General features: G+C 65.9%; 14 protein-coding genes and 1 pseudogene. 12 read left to right on the top strand and 3 right to left on the bottom strand.

All coding sequences use genetic code 11. From position 1 onward, the window contains the following. Positions 1-26 precede the first annotated feature (26 nt). From AB0J29_RS13575 to AB0J29_RS13605, 7 genes and pseudogenes are all read left to right on the top strand, one after another. Positions 27-1,484 (top strand): lytic murein transglycosylase, encoded by a 1,458-nt coding sequence (locus AB0J29_RS13575; protein ID WP_364784258.1) that lies wholly within the window; start codon positions 27-29, stop codon positions 1,482-1,484. A gap of 140 nt (positions 1,485-1,624) precedes the next feature. After that, a complete protein-coding gene (locus AB0J29_RS13580; RefSeq protein ID WP_364784261.1) occupies positions 1,625-2,488 on the top strand; it encodes a lytic murein transglycosylase in 864 nt (287 codons plus the stop codon). Positions 2,489-2,508: 20 nt separating this feature from the next. Beyond that, positions 2,509-3,645 carry an Mrp/NBP35 family ATP-binding protein gene (locus AB0J29_RS13585; RefSeq protein ID WP_364784264.1) on the top strand — a complete coding sequence of 379 codons (1,137 nt, stop codon included), beginning with the start codon at positions 2,509-2,511 and terminating at the stop codon, positions 3,643-3,645. 178 nt (positions 3,646-3,823) lie between these two features. After that, a pseudogene (locus tag AB0J29_RS13590) lies at positions 3,824-4,096 on the top strand (DivIVA domain-containing protein); the annotation flags it as partial. A 461-nt stretch (positions 4,097-4,557) separates the two neighbouring features. Beyond that, complete coding sequence (locus AB0J29_RS13595; protein ID WP_364784267.1) at positions 4,558-5,142, top strand: DNA-3-methyladenine glycosylase I; 585 nt, start codon at positions 4,558-4,560, stop codon at positions 5,140-5,142. 212 nt (positions 5,143-5,354) lie between these two features. Further along, positions 5,355-5,522, top strand: a complete 168-nt coding sequence (locus tag AB0J29_RS13600) for a DUF3117 domain-containing protein (protein WP_011211259.1) — start codon at positions 5,355-5,357, stop codon at positions 5,520-5,522. 16 nt (positions 5,523-5,538) lie between these two features. Further along, entirely contained in the window at positions 5,539-6,357 is an 819-nt protein-coding gene (locus AB0J29_RS13605; protein WP_364784270.1) for a putative RNA methyltransferase, read from the top strand. Here AB0J29_RS13605 and glgA read toward each other — a convergent pair whose 3' ends face one another. Beyond that, a complete protein-coding gene (gene glgA / locus AB0J29_RS13610) occupies positions 6,358-7,515 on the bottom strand; it encodes a glycogen synthase (protein ID WP_364784342.1) in 1,158 nt (385 codons plus the stop codon). Positions 7,516-7,652: 137 nt separating this feature from the next. Between glgA and glgC the strand changes: the two genes are divergently transcribed. Then, positions 7,653-8,867: a glucose-1-phosphate adenylyltransferase gene (glgC, locus tag AB0J29_RS13615; protein ID WP_364784273.1), complete on the top strand. Its 1,215-nt coding sequence runs from the start codon at positions 7,653-7,655 to the stop codon at positions 8,865-8,867. A gap of 292 nt (positions 8,868-9,159) precedes the next feature. Here glgC and AB0J29_RS13620 read toward each other — a convergent pair whose 3' ends face one another. Together AB0J29_RS13620 and AB0J29_RS13625 are read right to left on the bottom strand one after the other, a co-directional pair. Then, positions 9,160-9,417, bottom strand: a complete 258-nt coding sequence (locus AB0J29_RS13620; RefSeq protein WP_364784276.1) for a hypothetical protein — start codon at positions 9,415-9,417, stop codon at positions 9,160-9,162. Between the two features lie 121 nt (positions 9,418-9,538). Then, positions 9,539-10,177, bottom strand: coding sequence for an O-methyltransferase (locus AB0J29_RS13625; RefSeq protein WP_364784345.1), 639 nt, complete (start codon positions 10,175-10,177; stop codon positions 9,539-9,541). Positions 10,178-10,509: 332 nt separating this feature from the next. Here AB0J29_RS13625 and sigE point away from each other — a divergent pair, with 332 nt between their 5' ends. From sigE to tatB, 4 genes are all read left to right on the top strand, one after another. Further along, complete coding sequence (gene sigE / locus AB0J29_RS13630) at positions 10,510-11,238, top strand: RNA polymerase sigma factor SigE (protein ID WP_364784279.1); 729 nt, start codon at positions 10,510-10,512, stop codon at positions 11,236-11,238. A gap of 89 nt (positions 11,239-11,327) precedes the next feature. Beyond that, on the top strand, positions 11,328-11,714 hold the full coding sequence (locus AB0J29_RS13635; RefSeq protein ID WP_364784282.1) for a hypothetical protein: 387 nt from the start codon (positions 11,328-11,330) through the stop codon (positions 11,712-11,714). A gap of 10 nt (positions 11,715-11,724) precedes the next feature. After that, the gene (locus tag AB0J29_RS13640) at positions 11,725-13,296 is read left to right on the top strand and encodes a trypsin-like peptidase domain-containing protein (RefSeq protein WP_364784285.1); all 1,572 of its coding nucleotides are present in this window, start codon (positions 11,725-11,727) and stop codon (positions 13,294-13,296) included. 55 nt (positions 13,297-13,351) lie between these two features. After that, positions 13,352-13,768, top strand: a complete 417-nt coding sequence (gene tatB, locus AB0J29_RS13645; protein ID WP_364784288.1) for a Sec-independent protein translocase protein TatB — start codon at positions 13,352-13,354, stop codon at positions 13,766-13,768. The last annotated feature ends 112 nt before the right edge of the window (positions 13,769-13,880 follow it).

Consider the following 13,880-nt stretch of genomic DNA (forward strand, 5'->3'; position numbering starts at 1 on the left):
ACGACGTAGAGGATTGGTGTGGCCGAATGCGAATCTCTGCTCCGATAACCGTCTCGGCCCTGGTCGTAGCCGGTCTTGTGGCCACCGGATCGGGTACCAATGCCACCCTGTCCACGACTCTCGATACCGCCCCAGAGGCGCTGCTCGCGACATCGACCGGCTCGGCCACCGATGACGGAACATCCGGCAACATCGACGGGAGCGCATTGTCCCGGACAGTTGGTCTCCTTCCGGTAACACCAGAGACTCCCCGCAAACTTCGAGCAATGAATCCGCTTGCCGCCGGCAGCCCGCTTTTCGCGGGTTCGGTGCCGTTGCAGGACCTGGTGCTGCCCGCCACCGGCGGCGCGCTCGGTATCCCGGAAATCGTGCTCGCGGCATATCGCAATGCCGAACTCGCACTGGAATCTTCGATGCCCGGCTGCGGCCTGTCATGGAGCCTGCTGGCCGGGATCGGGCGGATCGAATCGCTCCACGCGGGCGGCGGGCGCACCGACGCCGTAGGCACCGCCGTGACGCCGATCTTCGGCCCCGCGCTGGATGGGTCACTACCAGGCAACGAAGTGATCAAGGCCGCCGACGGCACCCCGGTGCGCGCCATCGGGCCGATGCAGTTCCTGCCCAAGACTTGGAGCCTTTACGCCGCCGACGGCAACGGTGACGGTGTCGCCGATCCACAGAATGTCTTCGATGCCTCGCTCGCCGCGGGCAAGTACCTGTGCTCGGGCGGGCTGAACCTGCGCGATCCGCAGCAGGAACTGCGCGCGGTGCTGCGCTACAACAACTCGCTCGCCTACGCCGCCAACGTGCTGAGCTGGTCGGCGGCCTACCGCACCGGCGGCACCCCGAGCCAGGTGCGAATCTCTCCCGATCTCATCCCGCCGGGCACCGCGCCGACCACGGCTGGCCAGGACATGTTGGCCGCATCCTCGACGGCGCCGACGACCACCACCACCACCACGACCGAACCGCCGCCGAATATGGTGACCATCCAGACGCCGACCGAGGTGATGATCACCATCCCCGGTCTGCCGCCGATTCCGTGCGGCATCTTCTGCCCGCGGCCGGTCCCCAAGCCGCCGTGCGATCCGCGGCAGGTGGTCCCGGCGCAGCTGCCCGCACCGGGCGATCCGGCGCAGTCGCCCGTCGCGCCGGCGCAGACCTACAGTGCGGACTACGGCAAGCCGAAAGATCCTCTGCCGCAAGATCAGCCGCAACAGCAGCCGCAGCAACCCGCCAATTGCATCCCACCCCAACCGGATTCGGCTCAACCCGGTGCTGCTCAGCCCGCGCTCAATGGGCAGCCTCCCGCGCAATTGCCGGGCGAAACGCCGCAGGTCACCCCGGAGAAGACACCGGAGCCCGGAGTGTCCGATGCGCCGGAGCCGACGCAGTCCGAGGCGGCCGCCCCGCCGCCCGCACCGGGCATCACGCTACCGTTCGGCATCGTTATCCCGATGCCCGCGCCGGCCCCGCAGGCCTGAGACCAGGACCGATATCAAACGGATTACGCCACACCGAAATCCGATAACGAAGCAGTAACAAAAAGATCTCGAATGCGGTACTCTCAACTTCGTCCATCACGAAGGGCTCGTTACCGAGCCAATGGGAGGGTCACCACACAGTGGGGCGTCACCGAAAGCAGTCACCTGCGACGATCAAGCGCAGCTCCGTTATCGCATTGACCGGATTGGTCCCCGCTGGACTCGTGGCTGTCGCCGCGACCGCCGGCACCACCGATCCGACCGCGTCGTCTGTCCTGCAACACATTCCGGAGGACGAGCGAGATGACCAGGCGGCGGTACTAGCCGTCGCCGCGGAACCGGCGGCGATCGAAAACGTCGCGCACGCAATGGCAAAGCAGTCGCCGAGTGCACCGCCGATCGTGAAAACCGTTGCGCTGCCCGATGGTAGGCAACCGGCCGCACTGCCACCGGGCCCGCTCGGCATTCCCGGCGTCGCCGTCGCCGCCTATCAGAACGCCGAACGCACGCTCGCCGCCGAGAATCCGGTCTGCGGCATGCCGTGGTATCTGCTCGCCGGGATCGGCCGGGTCGAATCGACCCACGCCTTCGGTGGCAAGGCCGACGCGGACGGCAATCCGCTGACACCGATCTACGGTCCGGTGCTCGACGGCAGCCTCACCGGCAACCATGTCATTCGCGATACCGACGGCGGCGCGCTGGATGGGCTCAGCGGATACGACCGCGCCATCGGCCCGATGCAGTTCCTGCCGGAGACCTGGAAGCGCTACGCCGCCGACGGTAACGGCGACGGCATCGCCGATCCGCAGAATCTGTTCGACGCGGCGCTGACCGCGGGCCGATACCTGTGTGACGGCGGATTGAATATGCGCGATCTCACCCAACAGACCAAGGCGATCCTGCGCTACAACAACTCCATGGCCTACGTCGCCAATGTGATGGCGTGGGCCGGTTCCTATGCCTCCGGTATCGCACCGAAGCCCGGGGACCTGCCGCGAATCTGACACAACGTAAAATTCGTGCCATGCCAGTGGTTACGGAAGCGGATGTACGGGGAGCCCTCGCAAAGGTCGACGACCCGGAGATCCGCAAACCAATCACCGAATTGGGCATGGTGAAGAGCATCGTGATCGGTGCCGACAGCAATGTCCATATAGAGGTCTATCTGACGACGGCGGGCTGCCCGCTGCGCACCGAGATCACACAGCGGGTCACCAAGGCGGTGGCCGACGTCGCCGGCATCGGCGCGATCACGGTGGACCTCGATGTGATGAGCGATGAGCAGCGCACGAACCTGCGCAAGCAGTTGCGCGGCGACTCCGCCGATCCGGTCATCCCGTTTGCCCAACCCGGTTCGCTCACCCGCGTGTACGCGGTGGCCTCCGGCAAGGGTGGCGTCGGAAAGTCCAGTGTCACGGTCAATCTCGCTGCCGCGATGGCCGCGCGCGGGCTGTCCGTCGGTGTGCTCGACGCGGATATCTACGGCCACTCGATTCCGCGGATGCTCGGTACCGACGCGCGCCCGACGCAGGTCGAGCGGATGATCATGCCGCCGCAGTCGCACAATGTGAAGCTGATTTCCATCGCGCAGTTCACCCAGGGCAATACGCCGGTGGTGTGGCGCGGTCCGATGCTGCACCGCGCACTGCAACAATTCCTCGCCGATGTGTTCTGGGGCGATCTCGATGTGCTGCTGCTGGATCTACCGCCCGGCACCGGCGATGTCGCGATCTCCATCGCACAGCTGATCCCGAACGCGGAGATCCTGGTGGTTACCACGCCGCAGCCCGCCGCCGCCGAGGTCGCCGAACGCGCCGGTGCGATCGCACTGCAGACCCGGCAGCGGATCGCGGGTGTTATCGAGAATATGTCCTGGCTCGATCTGCCCGACGGCACCCGGATGGACCTCTACGGTTCCGGTGGCGGCCAGTCCGTCGCCGAGCGTCTCACCCGAGCCGTCGGAGCGAATGTGCCATTGCTGGGCCAGATTCCGATCGAGCAAGGGTTGCGCGAGGCGGGTGACGAGGGCACCCCGATCGTCTTGTGCGATCCGGAGAATCCGGCGGCCAAGGCACTGCTCGAGATCGCCGAAAAACTCTCGGTGCGACGCCGCGGACTCGCGGGTATGTCGCTCGGAATCGATACGACTCGGCACTTGTAAAAGCTCGGGGCGACGACTGATTTCGTACGGACATGGGTAACTCATGGGGGACGGGCTGACTTGTGCGCAGCTCCACCGCCGCCCGCCAACGTCACAGTTGTCGCGACTGAATCTGGCGCCTAAAAATTCGGGGAGGCGGACAGGCCCGGTGTCGGACCTAGCCAATAAGCTCGGGGACATGCTCACGCTGCTGTTGTACGTGTTGATCGTCGGATTGGTCGCCGCGGTGCTGTTCCTGCTCGCCAGTGCGGTCTTCGGGCGGTCCGAGGAACTCGGACCACTGCCCGAGGGGACGACGGCGACCGTGCTGCCCGCCGAAGGCATCAGCGGGGCGGATGTCCGCGCCCTGCGCTTCCAGCAGGTGGTGCGTGGCTATAAAGCCGGTGAAGTGGACTGGGCGCTGACCCGGCTCGCGGCCAGAATCGATGAGCTGCAACTCCAATTGGCGCAGGCGCGCGGTGCTCAGACACCGAGCACCCAGCCGCCAAGCGCCCAACTCCCGAAGCAGCCGCCGCAGTCGCCGCAGTCGCCGCAGTCGCCGCAGTCGAGCGCACCGTACCAGCAGCCACAGGCCGCGACCGTACAACCGAACGGCGCAATCGCCCAGCCGCAGGCCCCGACCGGTCAGCCCCAGGTACCTACTGTCCCGCCGAACGGGTCGATTGGCCCGCACACACCGACCGTCCAGCCACCGCCGACCCCGCCGAACAACACCGCAGCCCAGCCACCGACCGCCCGGCAAGCCACACCTGTCCCGCCGAACGCCATGATCGCCCAGCCGTCGACAGCGCAACCATCCGCCGCCACGCCGCAGCCTCCGGTCGCGCATCAGATCCCCAGCGCGCATCAGATACCGAGCGCACATCAGATACCGAGCATGCAGCAGCACGCACCATTCGGGCTGGACCGGAAATGACCACGGAAATCACCGTATCCGCGCAGGATACGACCGAATCCGATGGCAAGATGCGCTGTCCATGGTCGGAGGGCTCCCAGCTTTATCGGGATTATCACGACAACGAATGGGGCAAACCGCTGCACGGCGATGACGCCATGTTCGAACGCATGTGCCTCGAGGCATTCCAATCGGGACTGGCGTGGATCACCATCCTGCGCAAGCGTCTGGCCTTCCGCACCGCATTTGCCGGGTTCGTGATCGAGCGGGTCGCCGCCTTCGGCAATGACGATGTGGCGCGGTTGTTGGCCGACTCCGGCATCGTCCGCAACCGGGCCAAAATCGAGGCGTCGATCGCCAACGCCCGGGTGGCCGCCAACCTCGAGGTCGGACTCGACGAGTTGATCTGGTCCTTCGCACCTGCCGTCCGGCCGCGCCCGCGCACGATTGCCGAGGTGCCCGCGACCACTTCCGAATCCATAGCTCTGGCAAAGGAGTTGAAGCGCCGCGGGTTCCGCTTCGTCGGCCCGACGACGGCCTACGCACTGATGCAGGCGACCGGAATGGTCGACGACCACCTGGCCGATTGTTGGGTACCGTAGCACCTGCTTGCGGGTCGCTCGAAAAGGTCAGCGGAAGGCGGCCCAACACCGGCCGAGCGATCACATTTCGAAGTCAGGTATCCGTCCACTCCGGCGATAGGGAAGAATGGGACGGGTGTAGCTCGCCAAATGTCGGCGAGCTCACTGGTTGGTGACAACTGGAGTTCCAAGAAAGTGCGCAGGATATCGCGCAGATCTGGAGGGAGCAGAGGATGGCGGCCATGAAGCCCCGCACCGGGGATGGTCCCCTCGAGGCAACCAAGGAAGGGCGTGGAATCGTGATGCGGGTTCCACTCGAGGGTGGCGGGCGTTTGGTCGTTGAGCTCACGCCGGATGAAGCGGCAGCGCTCGGTGACGAACTGAAGAGTGTCACCAGCTAATCCCACACTCGCTGATGTGGCCGGTCTGCTGGCCTGTCCGGAATGCGGCTCCGCAATGGAGTCGCGGGATGGGGCGCTGCGCTGCGGACGCGGGCACAGTTTCGACATCGCCAAACAGGGTTACGTCAGCCTGTTGACCGGTGCGTCGACGAAAATGACCGGCGATACCTCGGCAATGCTGGACGCGCGGGCCGCGTTCCAGGTCGGGGGACATTTCGCGCCGATCGCCGAAGCGGTGGCCACGGCCGTCGCGGCCGACGATCCTGTGCTCGACGGCGCTGCCGTACTCGAGGTCGGTGCCGGAACCGGCTATTACCTGGCCGCCGTGCTCGAAGCCGTCCCGGCCATCGGGATCGCATTGGATGTGGCCAAACCCGCGGCCCGCCGCTGCGCCCGCGCCCATCCGCGTGCCGCCTCGATACTCGCCGACGCTTGGCGCGGACTGCCTGTTCGCGATGGTGCGCTGCATCGGGTGCTCTCGGTATTCGCCCCGCGTAATCCGGGTGAAGTCGCCAGGATCCTCGGCGCCGAGGGCCGCTTCGTCGTCGCCACCCCCACCCCACGTCATCTGGCCGAGCTGGTCGGCCCACTGGGCATGGTGACGGTCGATCCGGACAAGGACCGTCGTCTCAGCGATGCCATGTCCGGTCACTTCGATGTCGCTGAACGCACTGTCGTCGAGTACCCGATGAGACTCACTCGCACCGATATCGGCAATGTCGTGGCGATGGGCCCGTCCGCCCACCATGCGACCCAGTATCTGGATGCGCTACCGGACACGCTCGAGGTAACCGCCTCGGTCCAGATCTCGACCTACCGCCCGTCCTCCGGCTGATCAGAATTTGCGGACCTGGTCGTAGATAGCGACGGTTTGAGCGGCGATCCGGAGCCAGTCGAATTCGGCAATGGCGCGGTGACGTCCGGCGGCACCGAATCCGGCGGCGAGCGCCGTATCACCGGCGACCTCGTTGACCGCCGCGGCCAGATCGTGTTCGTATTGCTCCGGCGCATTCGTGTCGTAGTGCACCAGGCGACCGGTCTGTCCGTCCACGACCACCTCGGGAATGCCGCCGACATCGGAGGCGACCACCGCGGTCGCGCAGGCCATGGCCTCGAGATTCACGATCCCGAGCGGTTCGTAGACCGAGGGGCAGACGAACATCGTGGCCGCGGCCAGAATCTGGCGGATCTGCTCGGTCGGCAGCATTTCGCGCACCCAGAACACATTGCCTCGCGCCGCGGTGAGTTCGGCGACCGCCGAGGCCACCTCGGTTTCCAGCTCGCGAGTGTCCGGCGCGCCAGCGCACAGCACCAACTGGATCTCAGGATCGAAGTCACGGGCGGCGGCGAGCAGATGCCCGACACCCTTCTGCCGGGTGATGCGGCCGACGAAGGCCACGATCGGCCGGTCGGTGCGCACGCCCAATTCGTCCAGGATGGTCCTGGTTCCTCCGACCGGCGGTCCCGGATGCCAAACGTCCGCGTCGATACCGTTGTGCACCACATGCACCCGGTCCGGATCGATCGTCGGATAGGCGTCGAGCACATCGTGGCGCATACCCTCACTCACCGCGATGATCGCGTCCGCGTATTCGACGGCATTGCGCTCCGACCAGGACGACAGCCGATAGCCGCCGCCGAGCTGTTCGGCCTTCCACGGCCGCCGCGGCTCCAGCGAATGGGCGGTCAACACGTGCGGTATCCCATACAGCGTTGCGGCGAGGTGTCCGGCCAGCCCGGTATACCAGGTATGCGAATGCACCACGTCCACCTCACCCGCGGCATCGGCCATCCGCAGCTGGGCCGACAGCATCTGCATCGCGGCATTGGCGGCGTAGAGCATCGGATCCGGTTGGTGCACTACGGCATCCGTGCGCTGGACCCCCATGCAATGCACCGTCACCTCGCACAACTGCCGCAACTGCGCAGCCAACTGGGTGACATGGACACCTGCCCCGCCGTACACCTCGGGGGGATATTCGCGCGTCAACATCGCGACGCGAAGCCGGTCGTGATCGCCGGCCCCCGCCCCCGCACCCCCGCCGCCAGTGCCGAAACTCACGGCTTCAAACTAGACGTTCACTTTGGCATGGGCCACCTGTACCCGTGTCGCGCGGTAGTTTGGCAAGTGTGAGGAGCCAGCCGCACGTACTCGGGATCGTGCTCGCCGGTGGCGAGGGTAAGCGCCTGTTCCCCCTCACCGCGGATCGGGCCAAACCAGCTGTACCCTTCGGCGGTGCCTATCGCCTGATCGACTTCGTACTCAGCAATCTCGTCAACGCGGGCTATCTGCGCCTGTGTGTGCTCACCCAGTACAAATCGCATTCACTGGACCGGCACATTTCGCAGACCTGGCGGCTTTCCGGTTTCGCCGGTGAATACATTACGCCGGTACCCGCACAGCAACGGCTCGGTCCGCGCTGGTACACCGGCAGCGCCGACGCGATCATGCAGTCGCTCAACCTGATCTACGACGAGGACCCGGACTACATCGTGGTCTTCGGTGCCGATCACGTGTACCGGATGGATCCGGAGCAGATGGTCCAGCACCACATCGACTCCGGCGCGGGCGTAACGGTCGCGGGCATCCGGGTGCCACGCCGCGATGCCAGCGCGTTCGGCTGCATCGATTCCGACGAGTCCGGACGGATCACCCAATTCCTGGAGAAGCCCGCGCATCCGCCGGGCACACCGGACGATCCGAACGTCACCTTCGCATCGATGGGCAACTACGTGTTCACCACCAAGGTGCTGGTCGATTCGATCCGCGCCGATTCCGACAGCTCCGATTCCGATCACGATATGGGCGGCGACATCATCCCGGCGCTGGTCGCCGCGGGCGAGGCCGCGGTCTACGACTTCGCCGACAACGAGGTGCCCGGCGCCACCGAACGCGATCGCGGCTACTGGCGCGATGTCGGCACCATCGACGCCTTCTACGAGGCGCACATGGATCTGGTGTCGGTGCATCCGGTCTTCAATCTCTATAACAAGCACTGGCCCATTCGGGGTGCGGCGGAGAATCTGCCACCCGCCAAATTCGCGCAGGGCGGGCTCGCGCAGGAATGCGTGGTCGGAGCCGGTTGCATCCTCTCGGCCGCGACCGTGCGCAATTCGGTACTCAGCTCCAATGTCATGGTCGACGACGGCGCGACCGTCGAGGGCAGCGTGCTGATGCCCGGCGTCCGGATCGGACGCGGCGCGGTGGTGCGGCGCGCGATCTTGGACAAGAACGTGGTCGTCGGCGAGGGCGAGATCATCGGCGTGGATCTGGACCGGGATCGCGATCGTTTCGCGGTCAGCAACGGCGGCGTGGTGACGGTCGGCAAGGGCGTCTGGGTCTAGCCGAAATCGCTACGACGGATTCGTCGGACAGAACGGCGCGCAGGCGCCCGGTGTTTTCGGCACAGACGTGGTCGGCGACTTATCGCCGAAATCGGCAGTGACGACCAATAGCATCAGGACAACGGCGAGACCGAGCACCAGTACAAGCACAATCGCGGACCGGCCCCAGTTGATCGGGCGATCTCGATCATCGTCGCGAAACACACTGAACCTCTCCCCGATGGCCACCCCAGGACATCCTCTACTTCTTGATACCCACTCGGCGGCGGTTTCGCGCGAATATTTCCGACGGCTATCGCGGGCCGGGTTCCGGTGGAGCGACGGTGACTGTGCAGAACGGTGCGCAGGGACCGGGAGTCGGTGGGACTTTTGTTCGCTTGGTACCGAAATCGGTATTACTCACCCACACCAGCACCAGCAGGGCCAGCACCATGAGGAAAATCAGAATGCGAAGTGCGGGCACCAGACAACCGCCGCGTGCTCGTCCCGCTTTGATCATGTGGCCGATATGGCCGATTTCTAGGATCTCGGATCCGCGCTCCCACACCATGGGCGTACCTTGTCGTCGGCGAACCTGGCATCAACTCGAATACCCGTCCGGTGGCGCGAAAATCAACACCTGGCCGACGAAATCCGCCCGCTCCCAACGTTGATGAATAGCCGAACGGTTACTAGCCGCGCGATGCGCAGAGCAGACCGTCACCGACCGGAATCAGCACACTGGTGAGTTCGGGATCCTCGGCGATCGCCCTGGTCGCGGCGCGCACGGCCTGGGTCGCCGGATCGCGCTGGGTCTGGTCCGGAACCCGGCCGCCGAGCAGCGCATTGTGCAGCAGGATCGCGCCGCCGACCCGCAGCAGCCGCACGGCCTGGGCGACGTACTGCGGATGCTCGAGCGGGGCCGCATCGATGAATACCAGGTCATAGGCACCGTCGGCGAGCCGAGGCAGCACATCGAGGGCTCGGCCATTGATCAATCGGGTACGCGCGGGCGGAATCTCCGCGGTGCGGAATGCCTCCTTGGCCGCGCGCTGATGCTCGGGTTCGGAATCGATGGTGGTCAGGGTCCCGTCCTCGCGCATACCATCCAGTAGCCACAGCCCGCTGATCCCCGCGCCCGTCCCTACCTCGACCACCGCACGCGCGCCGAGCAGCTGGGCATACATGCTCAGCAGGGCGCCGACCGAGGGTGGTATGGGTAAGGCACCGAGTTCAGTGGCCCGCTCACGCGCGCTGACGAGGACCTCGTCTTCCACGACGGATTCCTCCACGTAGGAGAGATTTCGCTCCAGATTCGATGCCACGCCTATGAATCTAGGGCACGAAGTCGCAAGTTTGGCTCATCGGTGAAGCGTTATCCCGTGGCCGAGCGATTAATTGTTTGTCGGGGGGCAGCGGCCGGATTCTCAGGTGTCCCTCAGGATCTCCATACCCCCGGCATATCGAGGCAAGAAAGAGTATGGCACGTAAGACCACCCGACCGACCGGCACGGGGACACGGGAACAACGACATACCGCTCGTCTGTTGTAACCCTACGTGACGATCCGAGACCCGGATCGCCGCCAGCTGCCACGGTCCCGAGTAGGAGGTATCACCATCCACATGGACAGAGGGTCTTTTTCTGCGGTCCCGGTGCCCTCCGTGATTACGCAAACTACCGCCTCCGGGCCCGTCGCTCAGGCCGGGGCGGTGCGCGAGTTCGCCACCTTGCCAGCGCACACTCTCCCGACGGAAGCGGCGCAAGTTCTCTCGATGGAGACCGAAATGCACGACGACTACGGCACCGAAGTCGAGCTGACCGGAACCGCGGCCTTCGATGCGACGGGCGACCGTTCCGCGATGCCGTCCTGGGACGAGTTGGTCCGCGAACACGCCGACCGGGTATACCGGCTGGCCTACCGACTTTCCGGCGACGCTCAGGACGCCGATGATCTGACCCAGGAAACCTTCATCCGGGTATTCCGTTCACTGTCGAATTATCAGCCGGGCACCTTCGAGGGCTGGCTGCACCGCATCACGACGAACCTGTTCCTCGACATGGTGCGCCGGCGCAACCGGATCCGGATGGAGGCGCTGCCCGAGGATTACGACCGGGTGCCCGCCGACGGCCCGAGCCCGGAGCAGGCCTATCACGACGCCCGCCTGGATCCCGACCTGCAATCCGCCCTGGATTCGCTCGCTCCGGAGTTCCGTGCGGCGGTCGTGCTCTGTGATATCGAGGGTCTGTCCTACGAGGAGATCGGTGCGACCCTCGGTGTCAAGCTCGGCACCGTGCGCAGCCGCATCCATCGCGGCCGTCAGGCACTGCGCGACTACCTTGCGCATAATGGAAGTGAGCAGCGGTTCGCCGCTGACGCGAACCTGGGGTGATCCGGCGGGAGCCGAACCGCACCCGACGGCCGGACATCCGTTCGGTCGAGCGTAGGAGTGGATGATGTCGGTTAGAAGGTGAGCACTGAATGAGTGGCGACGCCAGCACGTCAGGTCGTCCCCGTTTCCGTCCCACCGAGCATCTGGCCAGCGAGGCGATCGCGGCCTATGTGGACGGCGAACTGCGGATGAATGCCTATCTGCGTGCCGCCCAACATCTTTCCGTCTGCGCCGAATGTGCGGCGGAGGTCGACGCACAGCAGCAGGCGCGGGTCGCGCTGCGCCGGGCCGGCCAGGTGTCGATTCCGACCGATCTGCACGACAGTCTCACCCGTATTCCGCTCGCCGAACTGCCCGGCGGCGCGACGAGCGCCGCCAGCCAGTCGCCCGCCGGAAGCCCGCGCAATGAGGCGGTTTTCGGATTTCTGACCGATTCGTTTACCGCGACCCGGTGGACAACCTGGTGGCGCAAGTAGAGTTTGGCGAGTGACCACCGAATCGACGAATTCCGGGCCGTCGGAATCGCGGCCCACCACAGGCGACACCACCGATTCGGCGACCAGAGGGAAGCTGAATTCGCCCGCCCCGCTGAGGCCGTCGGACGCGCCCGTACTCGGACCGCGCCCGGTCTACCGCCCCCACGTGGACAGTCACACGGCGCACGCGTTCCGTCGCCCCGCCGGTCAAGCCGGTTCATTCGGCAAGCAGCCCGAGTCGACCGGCTCGAGCGTTCCGCAGGTCGGCCCGGAACTGCACAACAGCCCGCCCGACGCCGTACTCGCCGAGGCATTCGGACGCCCCGCTGGCTCCACCGAACTCCTGCAGCGTGATCCCGACGCCGCCGAAACCGGCGCGCCGGTGGCCGGCCCGGTCGATCCGTGGCGCGATCCCGATGCTGCCGCCCGCCTCGGCGCACCAGCCGTCGCCACCCCGCGACCCGCACCGCTGCCGCAGGCGCGGAAGCTCTCGGCCAGGGAGGTGCTGTTCGGCTCCCAGGTGGCGCCCAAGGCGCTGGCCCTGCTCACGGCCGTCGCGCTCGCCATCGGTGTGCTCGGCGGCCTGGTCGGCCGGCTGACCGCGGAGGCGACGTCACCGTTGACCTCGCGCAAGGTAACCCTCGAGCAGTCCGGTGAGATCGAGCGCCCGCACGGCCTGATCGCCAAGGTGGCCAATGCGGTGCTGCCCTCGGTGGTCTCGATCCGCGTCACAGTCGGTGACAACGGCGCGACCGGTTCCGGTGTGGTGATCGACGGTGCGGGCTACATCGCGACCAACAATCACGTGATTTCGATGGCGGCACAGGACAAGTCGAACCGGGCCGCCATTCAGGTGACCTTCTCCGACGGCAGCCGGGTGCCCGCGAATATCGTCGGACGCGATCCGAAGACCGATCTGGCGGTGCTGCGGGTCGATGTGAAGAATCTCACTGTCGCTAATCTGGGCAAGTCCAAGGACGTCCAGGTGGGTGACGATGTGCTGGCGATCGGTTCGCCGCTCGGCCTGAGCAAGACCGTCACCTCCGGCATTGTCAGTGCTCTGCACCGTCCAGTGGCGCTGTCCGGCGAGGGCAGCGATACCAAGGCCGTCATCGACGCGGTGCAGACCGACGCCGCGATCAACCCGGGTAACTCCGGTGGTGCCCTGGTGGACATGGACGGCCGGGTCATCGGCATCAATACCGCGATCCGCAGCGAGACCGGTGGTTCGGTCGGCCTCGGCTTCGCGATTCCGGTGGATATGGTGACCAGTATCGCGCAGACCTTGATCCGCGACGGCCAGGTGCACCACCCGAAAATCGGTCTCAGCGCCCGCAGCAAGCAGGTCGCCAATGATGTGATGAGCGGCGCGGCCGTCGCCGACGTGGAACCCGGTGGGCCCGCGGCCAAGGCCGGCATCGTCGAGAACGACGTCATCGTGAAGATCGGCGATCGCGAGGTGACCGGCCCGGACGAGCTGGTGGTCGCCGTGCAGCAGCGCCGGATCGGTGACACGGTGAACGTACAGTTGATCCGCGATGGCAGGCAGGTGGACGTACCGGTCACGCTGGAATCGGACTGAGCCGCGGATGACATCCGGAGCGGCTCGGCCACATCTGCCCAGGTAGCCTGGATTCGTGTTCAGCAACATCAGCTGGGGCGAGATGGTCATCCTCCTCGTCGCCGCCCTCGTGATCCTCGGCCCGGAGCGACTGCCCGGGGCGATTCGCTGGACCACGCAGAGCCTGCGCAAAGTGCGCGACTACGCCAGCGGTGCGACCCAGCAACTGCAGCAGGAGCTCGGGCCCGAATTCGAGGACCTGCGTAAGCCGCTGGCCGATCTGAACGAGCTGCGCCAGATGTCGCCGCGCCAGATGGTCACCAAGCATCTTCTGAATGGCGACGATTCGGTTTTCCGCGAATTCGAGAAGGCGATCCCGGATAACCAGGGCCTGCTCGGCACCAGCAGCGGCATGCCGGACTACCCGATGCCCAAGCTGGAAAAGCCGTTGGAGCACAACGAACGTCCGCCGATCGACACCGACGCGACATAGCTGTGTTTGATTGCAGCGCCTTCGGCGCTGCGGGTTCGCGGCCCCCTGCTGTCTCGCGTCCGAGCCGTCGAGACTCGCGACTTCGTCGCATGCGCTTCGACGACTCGGACGC

Source organism: Nocardia sp. NPDC049707 (genome assembly GCF_040674855.1).
In the GTDB taxonomy this organism is placed as follows: Bacteria; Actinomycetota; Actinomycetes; order Mycobacteriales; family Mycobacteriaceae; genus Nocardia.

Excerpts from the sequence above, each read along its gene's own strand:
- AB0J29_RS13575 (WP_364784258.1), top strand. The coding sequence starts at position 27 with ATGCGAATCTCTGCTCCGATAACCGTCTCGGCCCTGGTCGTAGCCGGT.
- AB0J29_RS13585 (WP_364784264.1), top strand. The coding sequence starts at position 2,509 with ATGCCAGTGGTTACGGAAGCGGATGTACGGGGAGCCCTCGCAAAGGTC.
- AB0J29_RS13595 (WP_364784267.1), top strand. The coding sequence starts at position 4,558 with ATGACCACGGAAATCACCGTATCCGCGCAGGATACGACCGAATCCGAT.
- AB0J29_RS13600 (WP_011211259.1), top strand. The coding sequence starts at position 5,355 with ATGGCGGCCATGAAGCCCCGCACCGGGGATGGTCCCCTCGAGGCAACC.
- glgA (WP_364784342.1), bottom strand. The coding sequence starts at position 7,515 with ATGTTGACGCGCGAATATCCCCCCGAGGTGTACGGCGGGGCAGGTGTC.
- AB0J29_RS13620 (WP_364784276.1), bottom strand. The coding sequence starts at position 9,417 with ATGGTGTGGGAGCGCGGATCCGAGATCCTAGAAATCGGCCATATCGGC.
- AB0J29_RS13635 (WP_364784282.1), top strand. The coding sequence starts at position 11,328 with ATGAGTGGCGACGCCAGCACGTCAGGTCGTCCCCGTTTCCGTCCCACC.